Source organism: Rathayibacter iranicus NCPPB 2253 = VKM Ac-1602, from assembly GCF_003149025.1.
In the GTDB taxonomy this organism is placed as follows: Bacteria; Actinomycetota; Actinomycetes; order Actinomycetales; family Microbacteriaceae; genus Rathayibacter; species Rathayibacter iranicus.
The window spans coordinates 113,227-137,822 of record NZ_QGDV01000004.1 but is presented as its reverse complement, the minus strand read 5'-3'; the positions used below and the strand labels follow the sequence as shown (position 1 = coordinate 137,822).

The window sequence follows — 24,596 nt, the reverse complement described above, 5'->3', positions numbered from 1 at the left end:
CAGATGACAGACGGGTACGGATGCGACATGGGGTACACAGCTGGAAAATCCTGGCGACGGATGCTCGGGGTGGGGGTTGGTGCGCTGGCGCTGCTCGGCGGTCTCGTCGTTGCGCAACCGGCGCAGGCGGCCGGAACGCAGACGGTGCTTGCACTAGGAGATTCAATCACGCGGGCCGCGACGACGTGCGGGATCAACACTGATTGCGCGGTGAACTCGTGGGCAACGGGCTCGGCGAGCGCGGTCGACTCGATCGCGAGCCGACTCGAGGCGGCGGAGACAGCGACGTCAGTGCGGACGGCGAACTACGCAAAGTCGGGCAGCCTCATCAACGGGGTGACGTCGCGTATCGGCGCCGCGGTCGCAGCAGGGGAGCGGCCGCAGGTCGTCACCCTTCTGATCGGCGGTAACGACCTGTGCTCGCTGACGCTCTCACCAAACGCCAACGACGGCTACGCGATGACGTCCGCTGCAAGTTTTGCTTCTGCCGCGACAGGGATCATGCGCTCGATCTCATCCGCGTGGCCGTCCGCGACAGTGCTTGTCTCGTCGGTCCCGAACGTGGCATCCGAATGGAATGCCGTCAAGTCGACGCCCGGGGCCTCAGTCTGGGCCGGAGCCGGCGTCTGCCGGACCACGCGGGGTGTCGATGCCGCGACCGGGGTCCCTCTTACCGGAACGGCGTATTCGGAATCTGTCGCTGCTGCTGCGAAGCGGGCCGTCGACTTCAATGCGGCGCTCGCATCGGCCTGCGCGGCCTCCGTCAACGACTGTGTGTGGGACGGCGGCGCGCTCTCCAGGACACCGGTCTCGCTCAGCCAGCTTTCGACGAATATCGACTGGTTCCACCCCAATATCGCCGGTCAGGCGATGATTGCGGACGTGCTGTGGGATGCGTGGGGTCTGGCCAACCAGTCCTCCCCGTCTCCGACGCCAACTCCGGCGCGTGACACGACCGCCCCGGCGGTTCGAATCACCGCTCCGACCAGCGGCTCAACCGTGCGAGGCTCGGTGACGCTCGTCGCCTCGTCGAAGGACGCCGTCGGCACGACTCGGCTGAGCTTCTGGAGTGGTGCGGCGAAGGTGGGCGACGCGGCGAAGTCGGCCGACGGCTCGTGGCGGCTGACCGTCTCCTCCTGGACCTACCCGGACGGGCAGTACACGATCGTCGCGCACGCCTATGACGCGGCGGGCAACTATGGACGCAGCTCCTCGATCGTCCTCACTCGCTAAGGCAGGGAGGGGGCGTCTCTGGCGACTCCCTCCCTTCGTTCTCCTCAGTGAGGACGGATCGCCTCCAGCGGATCAATCAGCGGGGCGACGGCCGGGATCGTTCTTCGTGCGAATTCCCCGTCGTCCCGTTGCACCATGTGGCAGAGCAGAGCGAGAGAACCGCGGATGCCCCTTGCTGGCCGAGGCACCCGACCTGGGCACCGAGGCATTACAGCCCTCGCGCGGGTCGGCGAGGCATCCGGGGATCACCGGTCGCGAGCAGTGTGGCGTCCGGCTCATCCCAGTTCTCCACCGTCTGCAGTATCCAGAACACGCCGAAGAGTGTGAGCGCCGCCGACTCGCCGAGAAGGAGCCACTGCTCGCCGAGCAGGGCGGCTCCGCTGCGTGTCAGCAGGAGGACGATCACTATGACGTCGACTGCGGCAATGAGCACCGAGACAGTGGCATAGCAGCGGGAGTAGAAGCGCGGGGTCCCGGGTCCGGAGGCGCCCTCCTCGCGCACGGCGACGGCATGGAGCCCGGCCGTGACTGCGATCAGGAGGAAGAAGACGCCGGCGGCCGCGTAGTGGGCGAGCAGCAGGAAGGAGGGGAGAGTGCTCCAGACGACGAGTGCCAGGAGGAGGGCTGCGGCGATCCCCGTCCTGATGATCGCCCAGCGGTCGAGGGCACGGTCGAGTGCGAGGAGGACCACCGAGACGAGCAGAAGAGTGGCGGCCGTGATGAGGTAGGCGGGCAGCACCGCGGCGACCTCGGCGACTGTCTGTGGCGGCAGGCAGGTGACGGCATCGCCTGAGCAGGCCGTGCCAAAGAGGTGCTGAATCTGATCCGATGCCAGCGGGACCGGGACGAGAGCGACCACGGGAGCGGTCATCCCGGCGAGCAGGAGGAGGAAGCGGCGGATGCTCCTCCCGGCGAGGACCACCAGCGCCACTGCGACCGCGAAAAGCGCACCGGTGAACACGGAACGGATCGGCGCGTAGTACGAGGCGCTGATCGAACTCAGCGGTCCGATGGTGGCGAACTGCCACGCGATACCGGCGCCGAGCAGGACAACGGCGGCCACCACTGAGAGCCGGACGTAGCGGTAGGTGCGCAGCGAGCTGATGGCGCCGCCGAGCGCGTCTGCGCGAGTCATCAGGCTAGTCTGCGCGCAGCCCGGACGAGGCGAGAGCGAAGTCGACGTCGATCCTGATAGCGACGCGGAGGGGGTTTGGCCGCGGAGTGCGGTAGCGCTGCGAGTACAGCTCGACGGCGTGCTGCACGGCTTCTGGTTCCTCCTCGATGGAAGCTGAGCCGCCGAGGCTCAGCCAGCGGATGCCGTCGACCTGACCGACGGTGGCGGTTCCGCCGCGACGCACATTCAGCACCTTTTGGCTCTCGCGCGACGTGATGACGCGCACCACGCCGTCCTCATAGGTGAACCCGACGGCGACGACGTGCAGTCGGCCCTGACGGCCGGGAGTGGAGAGGGTGGCGAGGTGCCGCTCGGTCACGAACGCGAGGCCGTCGGCGCTGAGGATGCTCATCCCGCGAGCGTAGCCGGAGGTGCCGCTGGGCTTGTGAGGGTGCGGCAATGCCTGGGCCCGCCGCCTCATGCCTGAAGGATCAGCGCCTCGCCCTGCCCGCCGCCGCCGCAGAGGGCGGCGACACCGAGCCCGCCGCCGCGGCGCCGCAGCGCGAGGGCGAGGTGCAGGGCCACTCGAGCACCGGAGGCGCCAACGGGGTGGCCGAGCGCGATAGCGCCTCCGTCGAGGTTGACCGACTCCGGCGAGACTCCAAGATCCTCCGCCGACTGCAGCACGACGGAGGCGAAGGCTTCGTTGATCTCGATCAGGTCGAGGTCACCCACTGGGGCTCCTCGACGGTCGAGCGCTTGGAAGATCGCGGCGGACGGCTGGGAGTGCAGAGAGTTGTCCGGCCCCGCCACCTGGCCGTGCTCGGCGATGACCGCGAGCCAGGGACGCTTGTGCGCGAGGGCCCAGCCGCGCGAAGCGACGACCAGTGCGGCCGCACCGTCGGTGATCGGTGACGCGTTGCCGGCCGTGATCGTGCCCTCCGGTGAGAAGGCGGGGGCGAGTCGGGAGAGCGATTCGACCGTGCTGTCGTCGCGGATCCCGTCGTCTTCTGTCACGACGAAGTCCGCTCCTCGGCGACCGGGCACGGTGACCGACGCGATCTCCTCAGCCAAGATTCCCGATGAGCGAGCGTGCGCGGCCCGCTGGTGCGAGAGCGCCGCGAAGGCGTCCTGGCGTTCGCGGTGGATGTCCCGCTCCGCGTTTCCAGCGTCGGTAACGCGTCCCATCAATTCTTGATCGAACGGGTCGAGGAGCCCGTCATGGAGCAGCGCGTCCTCGAGGGCTCGCGCGCCCACGCCGAGCCCCGAGCGAGCGCCGAGGAGCAGGTGCGGCGCAGCGGTCATCGACTCCTGGCCGCCCGCAACGATCACGTCCGCCTCGCCGAGCCGGATCATCCGCGCGGCGTCGATGACTGCGGTGAGGCCCGAGAGGCAGAGCTTATTGATCGTGACCGCCGGCACGTCCCAGCCCAGGCCTGCTCGAATGGCGGTTTGCCGAGCCGGACCCTGCCCGGCGCCTGCCTGGAGCACCTGCCCGAGGACTACCGCGTCGACGTCGCTGGCCGAGACACCGGAGCGTTCGAGGGCGGCCCTGACGGCGCTCGCGCCGAGGTCAACGGCCGAGAGTGGCGCGAAGACTCCGGAAAAGCGGGCGAACGGAGTGCGTGCGCCGTGGAGGATCACGGGGGTGGTGTCATCGGTCGGCACGGCTGACTCCTTCGTGACGGTAAGAGCGAACGGACGGCGCCGGTGAGGGCGTCGTGGTCCGCCAAGCTTGCCGTCGCAACGACGCGCCCACCGCGTTCGAGCGCAAACGGCACCCTGTCCGGACCTCCTCGCCCGAATCGTCCGTCAGTCGAGCATGCTGGCGCGCACCTCGCGCCGCAACACTTTCCCGATGAGCGAGGTTGGGAGTTCGGCGACCGGCACGATGCGCTTGGGCACCTTGTAGGGCGTGAGGTGCAGGCGGCAGAAGTCGCGCAGTGCCTCCGGATCCACAGCGGTGCCGGCCCGCAGCACCACGGCCGCCGCCACGCTCTCGCCACCATCCGGGCGGGGCAGCCCCACGACCGCCGCGCGCATCACGTCCGGATGTGTCTCCAGCACGCCCTCGACCTCGGTGGGGGAGACGTTGAATCCGCCCGTGATGATGAGCTCTTTCGCGCGGTCGACGATCGTGACGAAGCCGTCGGCCGAGACCGTGGCGATGTCGCCGGTGCGGAGCCAGCCGCCGGGCAGGAGCGCCTCGGCGGTCTCCTCCGGCCGCTTCCAGTAGCCCTGGAACACCTGCGGCCCGTGCAGCAGCAGCTCGCCGGACTCGCCGGGACCGCGATCGACGGACGGATCATCCGGGTCGACGAGGCGGATCGTCGTGCTCGGGAATGGCACGCCCACTGTGCCGGGTCGGCGGGTGGGGCCGACCGGATTGCCCAGCGCGACGGGGGAACTCTCGGTCATTCCGTACCCCTCGACCAGGAGTCCCCGACTCGCCCGCTCCCACCGATCGACCGTCGCGACCGGAAGGCTCATCGCGCCCGAGATGGCGAAGCGGATGCTGCGCAGATCGAGCTCATGGCGCTCGGAGGCGCGGGCGAGCGCGTCGTACACCGGCGGCACCGCGGGCAGGAAGGTGGGCGGCGATTTCGTGACGGCGGCCTTGACCAAATCGACGTCGAATGTGGGGAACAGCACGACTTTCGCGCCGATGCTGATCGCGAAGGTCAGGCAGAGGGTGAGCCCGTAGGCGTGGAACAGAGGGAGAACGGCGTAAAACGTCTCGTCGCCCTCGCTCAGGCCGGGCACCCACGCGCGCCCCTGGAGAGCATTAGCGCGCAGGTTCGCGTGCGAGAGAATCGCTCCTTTCGGCAGGCCCGAGGTGCCGCTGGTGTACTGCAGCAGCGCGGTGTCGGCGAGAGCGGGTCGCGGGTACGAGTGGGACAAGCGGTGGTGGTGGAGGAGGGACGCGAACGTCACAAGGGAGCGTGAGCGCGGCCTCGCGGTCAGCTTGGTGCGCGCCGCCCGCGCTGCCGGCAGGGGAAGGCGCAGCGCGAGCCGCTTGCCGAGTGGGAAGGAGCGGGTGAGGTCCACGGACACGACGCGCTCGATCCCGAGGTCGGTCGGCATAGTGGCGACGACGTCGGCGACCTTGTTCCAGACCACCGCGACGCGGGCGCCGTGGTCCTCGAACTGCCGCCGCAGCTCCCTCGGGGTGTAGAGCGGGTTGTGCTCGACGACGACCGCCCCTAGCCGCAGCGCGGCGTAGAACGCGACGACGTGCTCGGGGCAGTTGGGGAGCACGAGCGCGACTCGGTCACCGGCCCGGACGCCCAGACGGCGCAGCCCCTCCGCAGCGCGCTCGACCTGCTCGCCCAGCTCCGCGTAGCTCGTGCTCGCGCCGAAGAATTCCAGCGCGACGCCTCGGCGGTACCGGGCGACCGAGTCCTCGAGCAGATCGACGAGGGTCTGGGTGGGCGGGTCGATCTCGGTGGGGACGCCCTCCGCATAGGAGGACAGCCACGGCTTCGTTGCCAGGTTCGAGGATCCGGAAGTCACGAATCGAGTATCCGGTATGCGCCACCGCAGTTGCTCCACGGCACGCGAAGGGGGGTGCCGCCCGACACGTGGAAGCGGCAGGCTGGCGGAATGAGTTCAGCCATCGACCTCCTCCGCGACGCCTTCGGTCGGGTGCACGAGAACGTGCACGCGGTCCTCGACGACAGCAGCCCAGGGCAGCTCGCCTTCCGGGCTGATGCGCGCTCGAATTCCCCTGCCTGGCTCATCTGGCACCTGACGCGGGTGCAGGACGACCATCTCGCCCCACTCGCCGGCCACGAGCAGGTGTGGACCACAGACGGCTTCCATGAGCGCTCCGGAGTGCCATTCGGCCCCGGAGTCACCGGGTACGGCCAGGAGCCGGCGGAGGTGGCGGCGCTCGCCGCTGTCCCGGCCGAGCTGCTCGCGGCCTATATCGACGCCGTCCACGAGCAGACGCTCGCGTTCCTCGCCACCCTCGCCGACGACGACCTCACCCGCGTCGTCGACGAGCAGTGGGATCCGCCCGTCACGCTCGCCGTGCGTCTGATGTCGGTGATCGACGATGACACTCAGCACGTCGGCCAGGCGGCGTTCGCGAAGGGGCTCGCGAAGCGTTCGGTCTCCTAGGGCTGTGCGGTCCGTCTCCCCACGGTCCTGCTGACCCTGTGGGTGTGCCCAGACGTTGCCTGAGGAGCGAGCGGCCGACGCTCACCGCTACCCTGGTTCCCGGCGCCGCCGCTTTCCTAGTGCCCGCGGAGCGAGCACCGCGCCACCGAGAGGAGTCCCCTGTGACGTTGCCCGAGACCACCGCCGCCACCCTCGCGAAGCGCAAGGGGCGCGACATAGCCCCCGAGATCGCGCGCTCCTGGCTGCTAGTGAACGCCGCGCGTACCGAGACTTTCGACGCGGCGCACACCTCCCGCGCCGACCAGATCGTCCTCGATATCGAGGATGCGGTCGACCCCAAGGCCAAGCCGGACGCCCGCGCCGACGTGGCCGAGTGGCTGAGGGGCGATAAGCGTGCCTGGGTCCGGATCAACGACCACTCCACCCCGTTCTGGTCGGACGACGTCGACGCGCTCAAAGGTTTGCCGGGTCTTGCCGGCGTCATGCTCGCCAAGACCGAGGCGGGCGAACACGTCACCGAGACCTTCGACCGGCTCGGCGGCGCCACTCCGGTGCTCGCGCTCGTCGAATCAGCCCTGGGAATCGAGGAGGCGGTCGCGATCGCCCGCGCGCGCGGCACCTTCCGCCTCGCCTTCGGGAGTGGCGACTACCGCCGCGATACCGGCACCAGCGCGGATGACCTGGCGATGGCCTATCCGCGCTCGCGTCTTGTCGTGGCCTCCCGCATCGGCGACCTTCCCGGTCCCATCGATGGACCGACCGTCTCGAACAGCCACCCGGTGCTGCGAGAGCAGTCCGCGCTGACCGTCTCGCTCGGATTGACGGGCAAGCTGTGCCTCGACACCGAACAGCTCGCCGTGATCAACGAGGTCATCAGCCCGACACCCTCCGACGTCGCCTGGGCTCGCGATTTCCTCGACGAGTTCGAAGCCCGCGGCCGCGTCATCCGCGACGGCAGCGACCTGCCGCGCCTGGGTCGGGCAAAGAAGATCGACAAGCTCGCGACCGCGTTCGGGGTGAATCCGCTCTGACCTCAGGCGAGGGGAGCCCCGCGGCCAGGAGCGTCCGTCGCCTCGCGCGCCGCTCGGTCTCGCTCCGCGCCGCGTATCTGCGTGACTACCGTTACGCCTATGGCTCGCGCTTCACGCACCTGCGCGAGGGTTGGGATGTGTCGCGGTACTCGTCCGGCGACGGCGCTCCCGTGCTGCTGATCCCGGGCATCTACGAGACCTGGCAGTTCCTGCGCCCGATCGCGCAACGGCTGCATGCGGCCGGGCATCCCATCCACGTGCTCCCCGCGCTCGGCTACAACACGCGTCCGATTGTCGCCGCGGCGGGTCTCGGCCAGGACTACCTCCGCGAGCACGACCTGCGCGGAGTCGTCATCGTGGCTCATAGCAAGGGCGGCTTGATCGGCAAGCACATGATGGTCGTTGATGACCGCGACGAGCAGCGTATCGAGCGGATGATCGCCGTCTCGACTCCGTTCAACGGGTCGCCTCTGGCGCGCATTGCCCCGGCCCGAGGCCTGCGAGAATTCTCGCCGCACCGCCCGCTCATTCGGCGGCTGCTCGAGGAGCGCGAGGCCGACGCACGGATCACGTCGATCTACGGGATGCGCGACCAGTACATCCCGGGTGGGAGCAGGCTCGTCGGTGCGCACGAGAACATCGCGGTATCGGTGGTCGGGCACTTCGCGCTGCTCTCGCACCCGAGGGTGCTCGACCTGATTGCGGCGAGGGTCTGAGGCGCCACGAGGGTCTGAGGCGCCACAAGGGTCCGAGGCGCCAGGCCGCGGCTCACGACCAGGGCGTGAGCAGGACGAGCGGAATCTGACGTTCGGTCTTCGTCTGGTACTCGGCGTAGTCCGGCCACGCCGCGACGGCGCGCTCCCACCAGGTGTCGCGAAGCTCCCCCTCCAGGACGCTCGCCGTGTAGTCCTTCTTCACCGGCCCGTCCTGTAGCTCGACGTGGGGCTCCTTGCGCATATTTCCGTACCAGACGGGATGCTCGGGCGCGCCGCCCTTGGAAGCGACGACGACGTATTCCCCGTCGTGCTCGACACGCATCAGCGCGGTCTTGCGCAGCTTCCCGCTCGTCGAGCCGACGGTGGTTAACACGATGATGGGGCGACCGCGAAGGAGGTTGCCCTCGGCTCCGCCGGTGCGTTCGTAGAGCTCCGCCTGCTCGCGGGCCCACTCGGACGTGCTCGGTTCGTACTCTCCGGTCAGGGGCATGCTCCGATCGTACGGCCGCGGCGGGCCGGGCGGCCGACCCACGTGCACGAGGATGGAGCGGTGCAACCAGCAGACCACGTGGACCGCCCCCGCATCGCATTGTTACGCGACGACCTCACCCGCGCCCACTATCGCGTCGACAAGGTGCGCGGGCTGTGGGGAGACGAGGCGGCCCAGGCCCTGCACCGAGGCGACCGCGTCCCCGCTCGTCGGGCGTTGGAGCGCGCAGGCGACCGCGATGCACTGGCGACCCTTGCCCGCCTCTTTCTCCTGGCCGACCCCGTTTCGGCGGACGAGGCGGAGGAGGCGTTCGGCGCTCTCGCGCTGGAGGGTGCCGTGGAACTCGGCCTCGTGCGGGTCGCTGCCGGCGCGGTGGTCACTGCCGCGCTCGACCTGCGGCCATACGACGTCGTCGACCAGCGCGGCGCGGCCTCGTGGTGGATCGCCTCCGATCTCGGCGAGCTCGCCCTCGGCCGCCCCCTCGATGAGGACCACGTACTCGGGGTTGGCGGCGCGAGCCTCAGCCTCACCGGGCTGATGATCCAGCGCCCCGTTGGTCGGGTCCTCGACCTCGGTACGGGCTGCGGGATCCAGGCGCTACACGCGTCCCGCCATGCGGAGCATGTCGTGGCCACCGACATCTCCGAACGGGCGCTCGCCCTCGCCGCCTTTACCGCGGCGTTGAACGGGATCGAGAACATCGAGTTCCGTCTCGGCAGTCTCTACGAACCGGTTGCGGGGGAGCGGTTCGACCAGATCGTGACGAACCCGCCTTTCGTCATCACTCCGCGAGCCGCCGGCGTCCCCTCCTACGAGTACCGCGACGGCGGGCTCGAGGGCGATGAGATCGTTCGCCGGGTGATCCTCGGCGCCGCCCAGCACCTGAAGCCCGGCGGGGTCGCGCAGTTGCTTGGCAATTGGGAGTACCGGGAGGGCGCGGATGCGTTCGACCGGATCGCAGACTGGCTCGCCGACGTCCGCAGTCCTCTGGAGCAGGCCCTCGAGCCCGAGCCCGCCGGTCTGGACGCCTGGATCGGCAGCACGGCCTCCCCGCTCGACGTCTGGATCGTGGAGCGCGAGCGCCAGGACCCCGCGGTCTACGCCGAGACGTGGATCCGTGATGGCGGTACGGTCCGCGGAGCCGACGTCGACGCGCTGGTCGAGGCCTGGCTCAGCGACTTCGAGCGGCGCGGCGTGACGGGGGTGGGCTTCGGCTTCGTGACCCTTCGCCTCCCCGAGCAGCCGAGGCCACCGATCCGGCGCCTTGAGCGCATCACCACCGCGGTCGCGACGGCCGGGCTTGGCGGGCACCTGGCGTCCTGCCTCGAGGCAGCGGAGGTACTCTCGGCCCTGGACGACCGCGCCTTAGCGGCTCTGCCGCTCGTGGTGGCGGGCGACGTTACGGAGGAGCGGCACTACTGGCCGGGCAACGACGACCCGACGGTGCTGCGGCTGCGCCAGGGCGGAGGTTTCGCGCGCGTCGAGGAGGTCGACACCGCGCTTGCCGCGGTGGTCGGCGCCTGCGACGGCGACCTCTCAGTGGCGGCGATCGTCGCGGCGGTCGCGTCGCTCCTGGAGGTGCAGGAGCAGGCGGTAGCCGACTCGGTCCTCCCGCGCGTGCGCGAACTCGTCGCGACGGGTGTGCTGCGCCTGCCCTGATCGGGAGAGCTCTGGTTAGAAGAGCGTCGTCGAGTCTTCGGCGACAGGAGCGGCGGGGGAGGCGGGTGCCGATGCGGTCGGCCATCCGGGACCCACGTCGACCGGCTGCCGGCGCTGGTAGGCGGTCGCAGCGTTGCGCGCGCGCACATCGGCGGCTTCATTCATCCGGTGGTGTGCGTGCCCTTTCACCCACTCGAAAGTGACCGCGCGGCCCTGCAGCTCCTCGTCGAGCGCCTGGATGATCTCGACATTCATCACCGGCTTGCCATCGGCCTTGCGCCAGCCCTTCCGCTTCCAGCCCGGCAGCCATTCGGTGCAGGCCTTGATCGCGTACTGGCTGTCGCACAGGATGTGGAGCGGCTCCTCCTCTTGCTTCGTCGCCCGCAGCAGCTCGAGTACCGCGGTGAGCTCGCCGATGTTGTTCGTGCCGTGCGCCCAGCCGCCGGCCGCCCAGCGGTTTTCGTCTACGTACCAGGCCCAGCCGGCAGGGCCGGGGTTGCCCAGTGCGGATCCGTCTGCGGCGGCAATGATGCTCACGTGTGATTCTCCCTGTGTGTTCTCGATGCTCGGCGTCGATACTGAACGCCATTCGGCGCCTTCCGAGGGTAGTCGGCATCCGACCGGCGAGGAGTCTGACGGCGCGCGCCCACTGGTCGAGGTGAACGGACGGAGACGAACCGCGCGGAAGTGGTTGTTCGGTCCGTGTGAGAGATTCCGTTCGTATCCCTTGAGAACTCGCTCACGCCATTTTCGCATCGAAGACATCAGACCTGTCTAGCGTGACTGTGCGATCAGAGTTAATCGTAGAGGAGTCACATATTCCTTTCGAAGTTCTGGTTGCTCGTACGAGATTACAGAGAAGCTTATGCAAAATGCTCTTGCATACTCAATGAGCGCGCCTCGGTCTTTCTCAAGCCCACCTAAATTTTGCATTCGCCTCATACTCGCAGCCGACGATTGAGAGGAGACGACGATGAAGTGCACGTCAGTTCTCTTCGAGTCGGCAGCATCTTTGGCCGTAGGCGCACGAAGCGTCACTCCAGGAAGGCATATTGATCATGATTACTGATACCTCATATTTTCACGTAATATTTCTCGGCCTTTCGGCTATCGTCGTGGCGTGGTCCATCTGGGCTCTCGCAATAATGGTCCGAGAGGAACGAATCTCCTCATATTATAAGGTGGTTTGGGGAGTCGTCCTCCTGTTATTCCCAGGAATTGGTTTAATCATGTGGCTCGGCGTCCGGCGGTGGACTCGTAGCAAGCGAACGGCGTTAGACATCCGTGTCAAGTAGGGCGATCTCAGTGAGAGTCTGGGCGGTCGCTCGCCCCCGCGACTTTTGCCGCGGCGCTGAATGGGATTCCGTTCGCTTCCCTTGAGAACTCCCTCACGCCACTTTCGCCCCGGAGCCATCGGATCTTTGTAGCGTGATTGTGCGGTCAGAGTTAATGAAAGGGAGTCACGTGTTCCATTCGAAGTTCTTGGCGCACATCGCGTCGATCGCGATGGTAGGTGGCCTTCTCGCTCCGGCCACGCTCGCCGACGAGGCACACACGGATACAGAGGTGCGGATCGGAGTCATGATCGACGGCGTTCTGACTCCCGCTGACCCTGCCGACATTGCCGCTGCGACTCTCGGGCTTCCCGACCGGTCTCCCGGAGAGGGCGGAGACGTGAGGCCGCAGCTGATCGACTGGAACCAGTGGTACGGCTGTTTCAGTTTGAATCATGAGGACGACGTCTTCGCGCAGTACGTGCACTGGTGGGACGGCGCATCACAGGACGTGAGGTTGAAGTGCGGCACCGGAGGGAAGGACACCGGATGGGGCTACAAGCACATCCGCGGCGAGCACGAGGGGAACTGGCAGGATGAGTTCGACGCGGCGCGAGCGGCGGGCTGGGATCCTCAGAACGACAGGATGGAGTCCTGGGATGATCTGATGTCCTTCTCTGCGGGGCAGGCCATTCGCTATCCCGAGTTCAGGGGTGGGAACACGGTAAATAAGACACGTTGTGCAGTGAGTGAGGTAATTTTTTACAGAGTCAATTCCGGAGAGCCCGTATATTCTTTCCGCGCGAGGGCGGTGTGGGCGAGTGACAGCGATCGCCTGATCACGAGTTTCCCCCAGGCTAAGGAGGTTTGCTAAATGGAGGATGAGTTCCGGGAAGTTCGGTTCTTCCCCGACGTGACCGCGTCGTGGTGTCTCTGGGCGTCGGGAGTGAAAAATATCACCCCCACAGCAACCGAGCTCGGCGCGAGCCAAGAACTTGAGGACAGGATCACGGCCTGGTACGAGGTGTGGGAAAGCCAGCGCCCGTGGGACGGCGGCTTCGATTCGCCCGCTGTCCGACGTGCCTGGCGCGAAGAAGGGGACCGGATCGTCCTGGAGTTGCGGCGCGAACTCGCCGACACGGGTATCCGGATCGTCCCCCGTTTCGGCGGGCGACTACGCTGACGAGCCGCACATGCCGCGTGACTTAGTCTGGGCTTTCGGTGTTCGACGCAACCCGGTGTTCGACGCAACCCGGTGACTACCGTGTAACCCGCTGACAGGCTGGGGCCATGACCAGCATCCCCACCCTCACGCTCACCGACGGTACGCGCATCCCCCAGCTCGGCTTCGGAGTCTTCAAGGTCGACCCGCAGGAGACGGAGCGCATCGTCGCCGAGGCGCTCGAACTCGGCTACCGGCACATCGACACCGCCGCTATCTACGGCAATGAGGAGGGCGTCGGCCGGGCGCTCGCCTCTGCCGGCATCCCTCGCGACGAGCTCTACGTGACCACCAAGCTGTGGAACGACGACCAGGGCCGCCAGAGCGCACCGGTAGCGCTCGATCGCAGCCTCGAGAAGCTCGGCCTCGACGCCGTCGACCTCTACCTCATCCACTGGCCCGTGCCCAAGCAGGACCGCTATGTCGAGAGCTGGGAGGCAATGCAGGAACTTCAGGCCGCCGGCCGTACTCGCTCCATCGGCGTGTCCAACTTCCTCGTTCCGCATCTCGAGCGACTTCTCGAGGCGACCGAGGTCGTCCCGGCGGTCAATCAGATCGAGCTGCACCCGTACCACCAGCAACCGGCCGTCACCGCGTTCGGCGCGCAGCACGGTATCGCCACAGAGGCCTGGGGGCCGCTTGGGCAGAACAAGTACCCGCTCCTCGAGCTGCCCGTCATCACGGCCGCGGCCGAGGCGCACGGAGTGACGCCGGCCCAGATCGTTCTGCGCTGGCACCTCGACCGCGGCCACATCGTGTTCCCCAAGTCCGCGACCAGGGCACGCATCGCCTCGAACATCGACCTTTTCGGCTTCGAGCTGACCGACGACGAGCGCGATGCCATCACCTCACTGGAGCGCGCGGGTCGCGTGGGCGGCGACCCGAACGAGGTCTAGGAGGCGCGAGGCGCGCTCGCCCGCGCCGAGGCCGGTCAAGGAGCCCCAGACCCGGGCCGGCGAAGGCGGCTCAGCGCGGGACTGCGGCCCGCGCGAGTACGTCGACCGCGTAGCCGTAGCCCGCGATGCCGGCACCGACGATCACGGCGAGCGCAATGTCCGAGAGGTAGGAGTGCTGCCGGAATGGCTCGCGCCGGTGCACGTTGCTCACGTGCACCTCGACCATCACCAGCTCGGTCGCGAGGATCGCATCGCGGATGGCGACCGACGTGTGGGTGTACGCACCTGCATTGAGGACGACGCCCGTAACCGCACCGCGTGCCGCGTGCAGCCGGTCGACGATCGCGCCCTCCGAGCTGCTCTGGAAGGTCTCGATCTCGAAGCCATGGCGCCGCGCAGTCGCGGCGGCGAGTGCCTCCGCATCGGCGAGAGTCTCGGAACCGTAGAGCCCGGGCTCGCGGGTGCCGAGCAGATTCAGGTTCGGTCCGTTGACGACGAGGATCGGGAGTTTCACGCTTTGACCCTAGCGTCGGCGCTTCTCACGACCGGGATCCTGTCCGTAACCGAGGTCAGGATGCCCGTGGAGGCCGTGAAAAGCCGTCCTGGCCGGTCTGGACCTCGGTTGCGAACACCACTTCCGCGCGGAATGGCGGTCAGCGAGGAGAGGAGTAGAGCCGGCGCCCCGCTCACGCGGTCAACGGCAGCTTCTCGGCCAGCAATCGCAGGCGCAGCGCCCGCAGCTCGTCAGTCAGCTCGGGCGGGAGGCGGTCGCCGAAGCGAGCGAAGAACTGCTCGGTCAGCGTGCACTCCTCGAGCCAGGCTTCGACCGGGACCGAAAACAGCTCCTGCTTCTGCTCAGGGGTCAGATTCAGCCCGTGGGTATTGATCGCGAGCGGGAGGTCGCCGAGCGGGCTCCGCCGCGCCTCGGCCAGCCCCTCGAGGCGACGAACCAGCCACTGCAGCACCCGCACGTTCTCGCCGAAGCCCGGCCAGAGAAAGTCGCCGTCCGCGTCCTTGCGGAACCAGTTCACCTGGAACACCGCCGGTGCATGCTCGCCCAGCTCGGCGCCGAGTGCGAGCCAGTGTGCGAAGTAGTCGGCCATGTTGTAGCCGCAGAAGGGAAGCATCGCGAAGGGGTCGCGGCGCAGCTCACCGACGGTTCCCTCCGCGGCGGCTGTCTTCTCGGAGGCGACGGTCGCCCCGAGGAAGACTCCGTGCTGCCACGAGATGGCCTGCGTTACCAGCGGCACGTTGCTCGCGCGCCGGCCGCCAAAAACTATTGCGTCCAGCGGTACGCCTGCAGGGGCATCCCACTCCTCCGAGAGCGAGGGGCACTGTTGCGCTGGCGCGGTGAAGCGGGAGTTGGGATGTGCGGCGGGAGTGTCTGACTCCGGCGTCCACGGCTGCCCACGCCAATCGGTGAGGTGCTCGGGCACCTCATCGGTCAATCCCTCCCACCAGACGTCGCCGTCTTCGCGAAGCGCCACGTTGGTGAATATCGTGTTGCCCCAAAGCGTCTGTACCGCGTTCGGGTTCGAACTCTCGCCAGTGCCGGGTGCGACGCCGAAAAAGCCGGTCTCAGGGTTCATTGCCCAGAGGCGTCCGTCCTCGCCACGGCGCATCCAGGTGATGTCGTCGCCCAGAGTCTCGACTCGCCAGCCGGGCAGCGCGGGCTGCATCATCGCGAGGTTGGTCTTGCCGCACGCACTCGGGAACGCGGCCGCCACGTGGTAGCGCCGCCCCTCCGGTGAGACGATGCGGATCACAAGCATGTGCTCTGCCAGCCAGCCTTCCTCGCGTCCGATCGCCGAGGCGATCCGCAGCGCAAAGCACTTCTTCGGCAGCAGCGCATTGCCGCCGTAGCCGGAGCCGTACGAGACGATCTCGCGCGTCTCGGGAAACTGCGTGATGTATTTCACCGGGTTGCAGGGCCACGCGACGTCGTCACGGGTGACCCCGTCGGCGTCGCGGAGGGGGAGGCCCACCGTGTGCACACCGCGGACGAACGCAGTGTCCTCGGTGAAGGCGGCGAGCGGCTCCGCGCCGACCCGCGCCATGATCCGCAGGTTGAGCACCGCGTAAGGCGAATCGGTGACCTGCACTCCGAGCTGAGAGAGCGGGCCGCCGACCGGGCCCATCGAGAACGGGACGACGTACATCGTCCGCCCGCGCATTGCCCCGTCGAGGAGCGGGGCGAGCTCGGCCTTCATCGCCGACGGCTCCCTCCAGTTGTTGGTGGGCCCCGCGTCGGCCTCGTCGGTCGTGCAGATGAAGGTGCGGTCCTCGACGCGGGCGACATCGTCGGGGTCGGTGCGGGCGAGGAACGAGCCGGGCCGCCACTCCGGGTTCAGCGGGAGGAGCGTGCCGGAGGCAACGAGTCGCTCAGTGAGCCGGTACCACTCGGCGGGAGAGCCATCGCTCCACTCGATCGCATCGGGCTTGAGGACCGCGGCGCTCTCGCGCACCCAACGGCGCAGGGCCAGGGGCGCGGGCGGCACGACGGGCGCGGGGACAGCGGTCGGCGCAGTCAAGGTGCTTGGCTCAAGTCGGACGGTGTTGCTGAAGATGCTCATGCTGGCTCCGCTTTCGGTGGTCGTCGTCGACGAGGGTGGGGAGTCGCCAGCCGGAGCCGGGAGGGGCTCTCGGTGGTGCTTGAAGCCAGAATGACGGAGAATTAGGTACTATTCCCGGCATCAAAGCCATCAAGAATCGACCTTTTTGCGCTTTCGTCACAACTAACCGTAGGAGTTTGCCGTGACCGACCCCTCGACTCCTCCGGGCTCCGACGCCGTGCTGCTCGGGCAACGGCTGCGGCACTTCCGCACCCGCCGCGGACTCACGCTCGGCCAGCTAGCCGAACGCGTCGGCGTCTCGGGGAGCCAGCTCTCGCTCATTGAGACCGGCCGACGCGAGCCGCGACTCTCCCTCCTGCAGCGCCTTGCCGCGGCGCTCGGCGTCGAGCTGGCCGCCCTGCTCTCGGACGAGCCGCCCAGCGACCGGGCCGCCCTAGAGATCGAACTTGCCCGCGTTCAGAAGGGGTCGCTCTACCGCTCGCTCGGCCTCCCCGAATTCAAGGTCAACAAGGGCCTGACGACGCCGGTCTTGGCGGCGTTCCTCGGCGTTTACCGCGAACTTGCCCGCCGCCGCAGCGAGGCCAGCGCCACGCCGGAGGAGGCGCGTCGGGCGAACACGGCGCAGCGCCGTGAGCTGCGCGAGCGCAACTCCTACGTCCCCGAGATCGAGGAGGTTGCCGGTCAGATGCTGCGCACCGTCGGCCACCGCGGGGGAGCGCTGACGCACAGCTCCGTCTCGAAGATGGCGCGGCACCTCGGCTTCGAGATCATTCACGTCGGCGATCTGCCGTACTCCGCACGCTCGGTGATCGATCTCGCCAACGGGCGGATCTACCTCCCACCCGCCTCGATCCCCGGCGGGCACGGCCTGCGCGCGCTCGCACTGCAGGCCATGGCACACCGCCTCCTCGGTCACGAACGCCCAGTCACCTACGCCGACTTCCTCCGCCAGCGCCTCGAGATCAACTACTTCGCCGCCGCCTGCTTGATGCCGCTCGAGCCTGCCGTGGCGTTCCTTCACGAGGCGAAGCGCGACCGAGACATCTCGGTCGAGGACTTCCGCGACGGCTTCGGCGTCACTCATGAGGCCGCGGCGTTGCGCTTCACAAACCTGTTGACCTCGCACCTCGACATCCGGATGCACTTCCTGCGAGTCCTCGGCGACGGCTCGATTCAGAAGGCCTACGAGAACGACGGGCTCCCGCTCCCGACCGACGTGACCGGTGCGGTCGAGGGTCAGGTGGTCTGCCGCTACTGGTCGGCGCGCTCAGCGTTCAGCCGTACCAACCGCACGACGGAGTACTACCAGTACGTCGATACGCCGGCCGGAACCTTTTGGTCGGCGTCACAGACCGGCACGACAGCGACGGACGAATTCTCGATCACCGTGGGCGTCCCCTTCGCCGAGGCACGCTTCTTCCGCGGCCGGGACACCGACCGCCGCGAACTCTCGCGCTGCCCCGACGAGTCCTGCTGTCGCCGCGCCCCCACCGAACTCGCCGCTCGCTGGGACGGCAACGCCTGGCCCAGCGCCCGCTTGCATGCGCACGTGCTGGCCCCGCTCCCCTCCGGCACCTTCCCCGGTATTGACGACGCCGAGGTCTACGAGTTCCTCGACGCCCACGCCCGCGAACCCTGACCCGCTCCCCGCCCGCAAGATGCTTCTTGGGTACGCCCCGCCCGGAGTGTCGCGTACCCAAGACGTATCTCGCGGGGAGGGAGGGAGTGGGCAGCGTTAGCCCGAGATGAGGGCGCGGGCCGTGCCCTCATCGAGGATGAGGTCAGTGATCAGGCCGGCGGCGAGTGCGCCGCGCAGGCCGGGCAGCTTCGAAGCGCCCGAGACGACGCAGATTCGGCGCGACGCTCGACCCACGGTGGAGAGATCCGGACCGCTTGCACGTTCGTTCATCGGGATGTCGTCCCAGCTTCCGTCGGACCGATAAAAGACCGTCGCGACATCACCGACGACTCCCGAGGCACTGAGCGAGGTGAAGTCGGTCGGCTCCAGGTAGCCGCCGATGTACACCTTCGAGGGCACCGCTGCAAACGGCGACCCGAGCCCGAACAGCGCCACGTCCATCCGCTGCTGCAGCTCGAGGACCCGCCGCGTGGACCGCTCCCGCCACACCGCCTGCTTCGTTATCGGGTCATCGAAGAACGCCGGCACGGGAAACTGCTGCACCTTCGCCGCGTATGCGTCGCCAAAGCGGCGGAGGATCTCGCTGGAGTAGTTGATGCCCGTGGTCTCGGTGTTTCCCGCCCCGTTGAGCTGCACGATCTGAGTGTTATGGGTCTCCTTGGCGATGAGGTGGCGACTGATCGCGCTCATCGTCGATCCCCAGGCGATGCCGACAATCATGTTGGAGTCGATGAACTGCCCCAGGATGCGCGCCGCCGAGAGGGCCACCCGCTCCAGCCGGTCAATCTCGCTGGTGTGGTCGGGCACCGGCACGATGTGTGCCGTGATGTCGAAGTGAGTGCGTACCTCGGCAGAAAGCGCGCTCGCTCGGTCGAGGGGGGAGCGGATCTGAATGTCCACCAGTCCGGTCGCGCGGGCGTGCGACAGCAAGCGCGAGACGGAGGAGCGGGACGTGTGCAGCTCGTGCGCGATGGCGTCCATCGTCAGGTCTTGCATGTAGTACAGCTGCGCCGCGCGCAGCGCGTCCCGTGTCTTGTCGGGGTGAGTTGCGTGCGTCGTCTCGTCGAGTTCGACGACCGGTCGGACTGGGGTCATTGGGGCTCCTTGCACGGATTTCCACCGGACTTGACCGGATGTGTTGTCGGGTCAAGGATGACTGTATTCCTTCGCGAAATCAATCGTCCATCTCCGACGTCGATGATGTGTGAAGGCCTCGACGACACCCCTACGACACGAAGGCGAGTACGAAGTGGCACAGTCCGACGGAACTCCCGAAAACTCCGCTCTGCGTGGGAGCGTCGCTGCTCTCCGCGACACCCCCCGCGCAACCGTCCTGGTCATCGGCGGTGGCATCAACGGCATCGGGACGTTCCGCGAGCTCGCGCTCAACGGCGTCGACGTGGCTCTCGTCGAGCGCGGCGATTATGTCTCGGGTGCCTCCAGTGCCTCGAGCCACATGATCCACGGCGGCATCCGCTACCTCGAAAATGGCGAGTTCCGACTCGTGAACGAGGGTGTGCACGAGCGCAACGGTCTGCTGAAAATTGCGCCGCATTATGTGAAGCCGCTACAGACCACCATTCCGATTTACTCCACCTTCTCGGGTATCCTCGCGGCCCCGCTGCGCTTCCTGACGCACAAGTCGGGCAAGCCGCAGGAACGCGGTGCGCTGCTGATCAAGGTCGGCCTGACGCTGTACGACTTCTTCTCCCGCGACGGCGGCACTGTTCCGCGTCACCAGTTCCACGGCCGCAAGCGCTCGCTCGCCGAGCTGCCCAAGCTTGACCCGAACATTAAGTACACCGCCACGTACTTCGATGCCTCGGTGCACGAGCCGGAGCGTCTGGCGCTCGACGTGCTGCACGACGCGCTCGTCGGCGGCAAGAAGGCCCGTGCGGCCAACTATGTCGAAGCGGTTGGCGCTGACGAGAAGGGCGTGGTCCTCCGCGACCGAGAGAGCGGCGAGGAGTTCACGTTCGCAGCGGACATCGTCGTGAACGTGTCCGGTCCCTGGACTGACTTCACGAACACCGCGCTCGGCACGAAGACGCAGTTCATGGGCGGCACCAAGGGCTCGCATATCGTGCTCGACAACCCCGAGCTGGTCGAAGCGTGCGAGGGCCGCGAGATGTTCTTCGAGCACAGTGATGGCCGCATCGTCCTCATCTATCCGCTGAAGGGCCGCGTCATGGTCGGCACGACCGACATCGACGCTGATCCGACCAAGCCGGCAGTGTGCACGGAGGAGGAGATCGACTACTTCTTCGAACTCGTGAACCACGTTTTCCCGGCGATCACGGTGGATCGCTCGCAAATCGTCTTCAAGTTCTCCGGCATCCGTCCGCTGCCTCGTCACGACGACGAGGCCCCCGGCTTCGTCTCGCGCGATTACCGCATCGAGCCCTCCACGCTGCCCGGCAAGGGTGCCACCGTCCTGAGTCTTGTCGGCGGGAAGTGGACGACCTTCCGTGCGCTGTCCGAGCACCTGTCGAACGAGGTCTTCACGCGGATCGGCGTGACTCGCCGCGTCTCCACGGTGAAGACCCCCATTGGAGGTGGCAAGGGCTTCCCCCGCACCGACGCGTCGCGCGCGCAGTGGATCAGCCAGCACCGCTCCGGATTGTCCTCTGCACGGACAGGCCAACTCCTCGAGCGCTACGGCACGCGTGCGCAAGAGGTCATCGAGGCGCTGGCCGACGGCCACGATGAGGCGCTCGACTTCGATAAAGACTTCACCACCGGTGAGATCCGCTACCTGGCACAGCATGAGAGCGTCGTCCACCTGATCGACCTGGTCATGCGCCGCACCAATCACGCCTTCACCGGCGGACTGAGCCGCGAGCTCCTCGAAGAACTCGCCGAGCACACCGGTGCTGTGCTTGGGTGGGACGATGCGAGGCGGGCGAGCGAGGTCGACGCGACCATCGCGCATCTTAAGGAGTACAACGGAGTCGATGTCGGGGGCACTTCGGTGCAGGCCCCGACCGCTGTTCCGGCTTCCTGATCGGCGACTGATGCGAGCCCCGGATCGATAACACCGCATCCGGGGCTTTCGTCGTGACAACGCACAAACGTGCACGCGCCGTTCCTTGTCGCTACGTCAGGGCGCCGATAACTTCACACACGTCGGGCATCGCAGCCCGCCGCGGATGCCTCAGCGCATCCGTCACACGAAAAGGAAAAGGTCAACGTGGACAATCTCGGAGTGGTGTTCCTTGCCGAAGTGGTGGGGACGGCGATGCTCGTGCTCCTCGGCTGCGGAGTCGTCGCCAACGTCGCGCTCGTCAAGAGCAAGGGTCTGAACGGCGGGACCCTCATGGTCAACATCGGCTGGGGCTTTGCGGTCTTCGCCGGCGTGATCGTCTCGTACAACTCGGGGGCGCACCTCAACCCCGCGGTCACCCTGGGCCTCGTCGCCAGCGGAGCGACCGAATTCGGCTCGGGTGTCCCGGTGAACATCACCTCGATCCTCGTCTACATCCTCGCCCAGATGATCGGTGCGATCCTCGGCGCCGTGTTCTGCTGGCTCGCCTATAAGCAGCACTTCGACGAGGAGCCCGACGCGGCCAACAAGCTCGGCGTCTTCTCGACCGGCCCGGCGATCCGCTCCTACGGCTGGAACTTCGTCACCGAGGTCATCGGCACCTTCGTCCTCGTCTTCGTCGTCATCGGCTTCGGCGGCGGACGCCAGGGCGACGGCGGACTCGCCGCACTCGGCGCTCTCCCCGTCGCCATCCTGGTAATCGCGATTGGCGCGTCGCTCGGCGGCCCGACCGGCTACGCCATCAACCCGGCCCGTGACCTCGGACCCCGCATCGCACACGCGTTGCTCCCGATCAAGGGCAAGGGCTCCAGCGACTGGAGCTACGCCTGGGTCCCCGTCGCCGGCCCGATCGTCGGCGGTGTGCTGGCAGGCTTCTCCTCGTTGGCGCTGCTCCCTGTCCTCTGAGCCGCCGTTCACCCCGTTACAAAGGAGTAATCATTCATGGCTGACTACGTCATTGCTATCGACCAGGGGACCACGTCGTCCCGCGCGATCATCTTCGATAAGAAGGGATCAATCGTCTCCACCGGCCAGAAGGAGCACGAGCAAATCTTCCCGCGCGCCGGCTGGGTCGAGCACGACCCGGTCGAGATCTGGAACAACGTCCGCGAGGTGATCGGCCAGGCCCTCTCCCGCGCCGACCTCACTCGCCATGACATCGCCTCTGTCGGCATCACCAACCAGCGTGAAACCGCTGTCGTCTGGGACAAGACAACCGGCAAGCCTGTCTACAACGCGATCGTCTGGCAGGACACCCGCACCCAGTCGATCGTCGACCGCCTCGCCGGCGACGTGGGCGCTGACCGCTTCAAGTCGATCGTGGGCCTCCCGCTCGCGACCTACTTCTCCGGCACCAAGATCGTCTGGATCCTCGAGAACGTCGAGGGTGCGCGCGAGAAGGCGGACGCGGGCGATCTCCTCTTCGGCACCACCGACACCTGGGTCCTCTGGAATCTGACCGGCGGCATCGACGGCGGCGTCCACAAGACCGACGTCACCAATGCGTCCCGCACCCTCTTCCTCGACCTCGAGACCCTCGAGTGGCGCGACGACATCCTCGAGGCCTTCGGGGTGCCGAAGTCGATGCTCCCCGAGGTCTGCTCTTCGTCCGAGGTGTACGGCCACGTCGAGTCCTCGTCGCTGCTACGCGAGGTGCCGATCGCGGGCATCCTCGGCGACCAGCAGGCCGCGACTTTCGGCCAGGCTGCGTTCGATCCGGGCGAGGCGAAGAACACCTACGGCACCGGCAACTTCTTGATCTTCAACACCGGTACCGAGATCGTCCATTCGAAGAACGGGCTGTTGACTACCATCGGCTACAAGCTCGGCGACGGCGAGGTGCACTACGCGCTTGAGGGCTCGATCGCTGTCTCCGGCTCCCTGATCCAGTGGCTGCGTGACAACCTGGGCCTCATCGGTTCAGCCCCCGAGGTCGAGGCGCTGGCCGCCACGGTCGAAGATAACGGAGGCGCCTACTTCGTCCCCGCGTTCTCGGGCCTGTTCGCGCCCTACTGGCGCTCGGACGCGCGCGGAGCTCTCGTGGGCCTCACCCGCTACGTCAACAAGGGCCACATCGCCCGGGCTGCGCTGGAGGCGACCGCGTTCCAGACCCGCGAGGTCTTGGATGCGGTCAACGCCGACTCCGGTGTGCCGCTGCAGGAGCTGAAAGTCGACGGCGGAATGATCGCCAACAACCTGCTCATGCAGTTCCAGGCCGACATCCTTGGAGTTCCGGTTGTCCGTCCGGTCGTTGCAGAGACCACCGCTTTGGGAGCGGCCTACGCGGCCGGCCTCGCGGTCGGCTTCTGGGCGAACCTCGACGACCTGCGCCAGAACTGGCAGGAGGACTCGCGCTGGACCCCCCAGATGGACCAGGACGAGGCCGCTCGCCAGTACCGCCTCTGGAAGAAGGCCGTCACCAAGACGTTCGACTGGGTCGACGAGGACGTGCAGTAGACCAGCCCCGTCGCGACTGTCCAAAAGTTGTCGCACTCGGCGCCGAGTGCGACAACTTTTGGACAGTCAGCACGCCGGGGCGCGCTCAGCGGGCGCGGCGGAGAAAGCCGACGCGCTCGTAGACAGAGGCGAGGGTGCGCTCCGCGGTTTCGGCGGCGCGATCGGCGGCGCGGGAGAGGACGCGGTCGAGTTCGGCCGGGTCGGAGAGCAGCTCGGCAGTGCGGGCGCGGATCGGGTCGAAGGTTGCGGCGACCACCTCGACGAGCCCCTTCTTGAGGTCGCCGTAGCCGCGGCCCGCATACTCCCGCTCAATTGACTCGATCGAGCGGTCGGCAAGCACGGAGTAGATCGTGAGCAGGTTCGAGACGCCGGGTTTTTCTGCGCGGTCGAAGCGCACTTCCGACTCGGTGTCGGTCACAGCGCGCTTGATCTTCTTTGCCGTGACCGTCGGCTCATCGAGCACGCTGAGCAGGCCCGCCTCCGACTCCGCCGACTTCGACATCTTCGAGCCCGGGTTTTGTAGGTCGAAGATTTTCGCGGTCTCGCGCGCGATGTGCGGCTCCGGCACGGTGAACGTCTCACCGAAGCGCGCGTTGAAGCGCCCGGCGAGGTCGCGAGTGAGCTCCAGATGCTGGCGCTGGTCCTCGCCCACCGGCACCGCGTCAGCTTGATACAGCAGAATGTCGGCCGCCATCAGGATCGGGTAGGTGAAGAGGCCCACCGAGGCGGTCTCCGTCCCGTTCTTCGCCGACTTGTCCTTGAACTGGGTCATCCTGCTGGCCTCGCCGAAGCCGGTCAGGGTGGTGAGCACCCAGGCGAGCTCGGCGTGAGCGGGCACGTGCGACTGGATAAACAGGGTCGACCGCTCCGGATCGATCCCCGCCGCCATGTACTGTGCCGCCGTCGCGCGGGTGCGCTCGCGGAGCTGCTGCGGGTCCTGCGGCACGGTGATCGCATGCAGGTCGACGACGCAGAAGTACGCGTCGAAGTCCTTCTGCATGGCAACCCACTGCGTGAGGGCGCCGATGTAGTTGCCGAGATGCAGCGAGCCTGAGGACGGCTGCATGCCGGAGAAGATGACGGGCTTGGCGCCCGGAGTGCTGGGGGTCATGGGGCCTCGAGGGGTG

Annotated in this window: 23 protein-coding genes; 13 read left to right on the top strand and 10 right to left on the bottom strand. The window is 67.4% G+C overall.

What is annotated here, in order from left to right:
- The first annotated feature begins 27 nt into the window (after window positions 1–27).
- On the top strand, window positions 28–1,233 hold the full coding sequence (locus tag B0H03_RS06520; RefSeq protein ID WP_160487268.1) for an SGNH/GDSL hydrolase family protein: 1,206 nt from the start codon (window positions 28–30) through the stop codon (window positions 1,231–1,233).
- A gap of 208 nt (window positions 1,234–1,441) precedes the next feature.
- On the opposite strand, the gene B0H03_RS06515 is transcribed toward B0H03_RS06520, so the two are convergent.
- From B0H03_RS06515 to B0H03_RS06500, 4 genes are all read right to left on the bottom strand, one after another.
- A complete protein-coding gene (locus tag B0H03_RS06515) occupies window positions 1,442–2,368 on the bottom strand; it encodes a hypothetical protein (RefSeq protein ID WP_104265015.1) in 927 nt (308 codons plus the stop codon).
- Between the two features lie 4 nt (window positions 2,369–2,372).
- Complete coding sequence (locus B0H03_RS06510) at window positions 2,373–2,759, bottom strand: pyridoxamine 5'-phosphate oxidase family protein (protein WP_104265014.1); 387 nt, start codon at window positions 2,757–2,759, stop codon at window positions 2,373–2,375.
- Between the two features lie 65 nt (window positions 2,760–2,824).
- The gene (locus B0H03_RS06505; protein ID WP_104265013.1) at window positions 2,825–4,015 is read right to left on the bottom strand and encodes an acetyl-CoA C-acetyltransferase; all 1,191 of its coding nucleotides are present in this window, start codon (window positions 4,013–4,015) and stop codon (window positions 2,825–2,827) included.
- Between the two features lie 144 nt (window positions 4,016–4,159).
- Window positions 4,160–5,860 (bottom strand): long-chain-fatty-acid--CoA ligase, encoded by a 1,701-nt coding sequence (locus B0H03_RS06500; protein ID WP_104354330.1) that lies wholly within the window; start codon window positions 5,858–5,860, stop codon window positions 4,160–4,162.
- Window positions 5,861–5,950: 90 nt separating this feature from the next.
- Between B0H03_RS06500 and B0H03_RS06495 the strand changes: the two genes are divergently transcribed.
- The 3 genes from B0H03_RS06495 to B0H03_RS16520 all read left to right on the top strand — a co-directional run bounded on the left by B0H03_RS06495 (window position 5,951) and on the right by B0H03_RS16520 (window position 8,216).
- Complete coding sequence (locus B0H03_RS06495; RefSeq protein ID WP_104265010.1) at window positions 5,951–6,469, top strand: mycothiol transferase; 519 nt, start codon at window positions 5,951–5,953, stop codon at window positions 6,467–6,469.
- Between the two features lie 167 nt (window positions 6,470–6,636).
- Window positions 6,637–7,500, top strand: coding sequence for an HpcH/HpaI aldolase/citrate lyase family protein (locus B0H03_RS06490; RefSeq protein WP_104265011.1), 864 nt, complete (start codon window positions 6,637–6,639; stop codon window positions 7,498–7,500).
- 137 nt (window positions 7,501–7,637) lie between these two features.
- The gene (locus tag B0H03_RS16520; protein ID WP_104265009.1) at window positions 7,638–8,216 is read left to right on the top strand and encodes an esterase/lipase family protein; all 579 of its coding nucleotides are present in this window, start codon (window positions 7,638–7,640) and stop codon (window positions 8,214–8,216) included.
- Between the two features lie 52 nt (window positions 8,217–8,268).
- Here the strand turns inward: B0H03_RS16520 and B0H03_RS06480 are convergent, their stop codons facing one another.
- The gene (locus B0H03_RS06480) at window positions 8,269–8,706 is read right to left on the bottom strand and encodes a nitroreductase family deazaflavin-dependent oxidoreductase (RefSeq protein ID WP_104265008.1); all 438 of its coding nucleotides are present in this window, start codon (window positions 8,704–8,706) and stop codon (window positions 8,269–8,271) included.
- A 60-nt stretch (window positions 8,707–8,766) separates the two neighbouring features.
- On the opposite strand from B0H03_RS06480, the gene B0H03_RS06475 reads away from it, so the two are divergent.
- Window positions 8,767–10,365, top strand: coding sequence for a DUF7059 domain-containing protein (locus B0H03_RS06475; protein ID WP_104354329.1), 1,599 nt, complete (start codon window positions 8,767–8,769; stop codon window positions 10,363–10,365).
- 15 nt (window positions 10,366–10,380) lie between these two features.
- On the opposite strand, the gene B0H03_RS06470 is transcribed toward B0H03_RS06475, so the two are convergent.
- Entirely contained in the window at window positions 10,381–10,902 is a 522-nt protein-coding gene (locus B0H03_RS06470; RefSeq protein WP_104265006.1) for a ribonuclease H family protein, read from the bottom strand.
- Between the two features lie 521 nt (window positions 10,903–11,423).
- On the opposite strand from B0H03_RS06470, the gene B0H03_RS17435 reads away from it, so the two are divergent.
- The 4 genes from B0H03_RS17435 (at window position 11,424) to B0H03_RS06450 (ending at window position 13,757) form a co-directional block, all read left to right on the top strand.
- Window positions 11,424–11,660, top strand: coding sequence for a PLDc N-terminal domain-containing protein (locus B0H03_RS17435; RefSeq protein WP_104265005.1), 237 nt, complete (start codon window positions 11,424–11,426; stop codon window positions 11,658–11,660).
- Between the two features lie 286 nt (window positions 11,661–11,946).
- Complete coding sequence (locus B0H03_RS06460; RefSeq protein ID WP_127843950.1) at window positions 11,947–12,513, top strand: hypothetical protein; 567 nt, start codon at window positions 11,947–11,949, stop codon at window positions 12,511–12,513.
- A complete protein-coding gene (locus tag B0H03_RS06455; protein ID WP_104265003.1) occupies window positions 12,514–12,822 on the top strand; it encodes a hypothetical protein in 309 nt (102 codons plus the stop codon).
- Window positions 12,823–12,929: 107 nt separating this feature from the next.
- Window positions 12,930–13,757 (top strand): aldo/keto reductase, encoded by an 828-nt coding sequence (locus tag B0H03_RS06450; RefSeq protein WP_104265002.1) that lies wholly within the window; start codon window positions 12,930–12,932, stop codon window positions 13,755–13,757.
- A gap of 70 nt (window positions 13,758–13,827) precedes the next feature.
- On the opposite strand, the gene aroQ is transcribed toward B0H03_RS06450, so the two are convergent.
- Together aroQ and B0H03_RS06440 are read right to left on the bottom strand one after the other, a co-directional pair.
- Window positions 13,828–14,271 (bottom strand): type II 3-dehydroquinate dehydratase, encoded by a 444-nt coding sequence (aroQ, locus tag B0H03_RS06445; protein ID WP_104265001.1) that lies wholly within the window; start codon window positions 14,269–14,271, stop codon window positions 13,828–13,830.
- A gap of 172 nt (window positions 14,272–14,443) precedes the next feature.
- On the bottom strand, window positions 14,444–16,330 hold the full coding sequence (locus B0H03_RS06440; protein ID WP_104265000.1) for a phosphoenolpyruvate carboxykinase (GTP): 1,887 nt from the start codon (window positions 16,328–16,330) through the stop codon (window positions 14,444–14,446).
- A gap of 181 nt (window positions 16,331–16,511) precedes the next feature.
- On the opposite strand from B0H03_RS06440, the gene B0H03_RS06435 reads away from it, so the two are divergent.
- On the top strand, window positions 16,512–17,969 hold the full coding sequence (locus tag B0H03_RS06435; protein WP_104264999.1) for a helix-turn-helix domain-containing protein: 1,458 nt from the start codon (window positions 16,512–16,514) through the stop codon (window positions 17,967–17,969).
- Between the two features lie 96 nt (window positions 17,970–18,065).
- Here B0H03_RS06435 and B0H03_RS06430 read toward each other — a convergent pair whose 3' ends face one another.
- Window positions 18,066–19,064, bottom strand: a complete 999-nt coding sequence (locus B0H03_RS06430; RefSeq protein ID WP_104264998.1) for a sugar-binding transcriptional regulator — start codon at window positions 19,062–19,064, stop codon at window positions 18,066–18,068.
- A 154-nt stretch (window positions 19,065–19,218) separates the two neighbouring features.
- Between B0H03_RS06430 and B0H03_RS06425 the strand changes: the two genes are divergently transcribed.
- From B0H03_RS06425 to glpK, 3 genes are all read left to right on the top strand, one after another.
- Window positions 19,219–20,973, top strand: coding sequence for a glycerol-3-phosphate dehydrogenase/oxidase (locus B0H03_RS06425; protein WP_104264997.1), 1,755 nt, complete (start codon window positions 19,219–19,221; stop codon window positions 20,971–20,973).
- A gap of 234 nt (window positions 20,974–21,207) precedes the next feature.
- Window positions 21,208–21,918: an MIP/aquaporin family protein gene (locus B0H03_RS06420; protein ID WP_202129968.1), complete on the top strand. Its 711-nt coding sequence runs from the start codon at window positions 21,208–21,210 to the stop codon at window positions 21,916–21,918.
- A gap of 36 nt (window positions 21,919–21,954) precedes the next feature.
- Window positions 21,955–23,469 (top strand): glycerol kinase GlpK, encoded by a 1,515-nt coding sequence (glpK, locus tag B0H03_RS06415; protein WP_104264995.1) that lies wholly within the window; start codon window positions 21,955–21,957, stop codon window positions 23,467–23,469.
- A gap of 85 nt (window positions 23,470–23,554) precedes the next feature.
- Here the strand turns inward: glpK and trpS are convergent, their stop codons facing one another.
- On the bottom strand, window positions 23,555–24,580 hold the full coding sequence (gene trpS, locus B0H03_RS06410; protein WP_104264994.1) for a tryptophan--tRNA ligase: 1,026 nt from the start codon (window positions 24,578–24,580) through the stop codon (window positions 23,555–23,557).
- Window positions 24,581–24,596 lie beyond the last annotated feature (16 nt).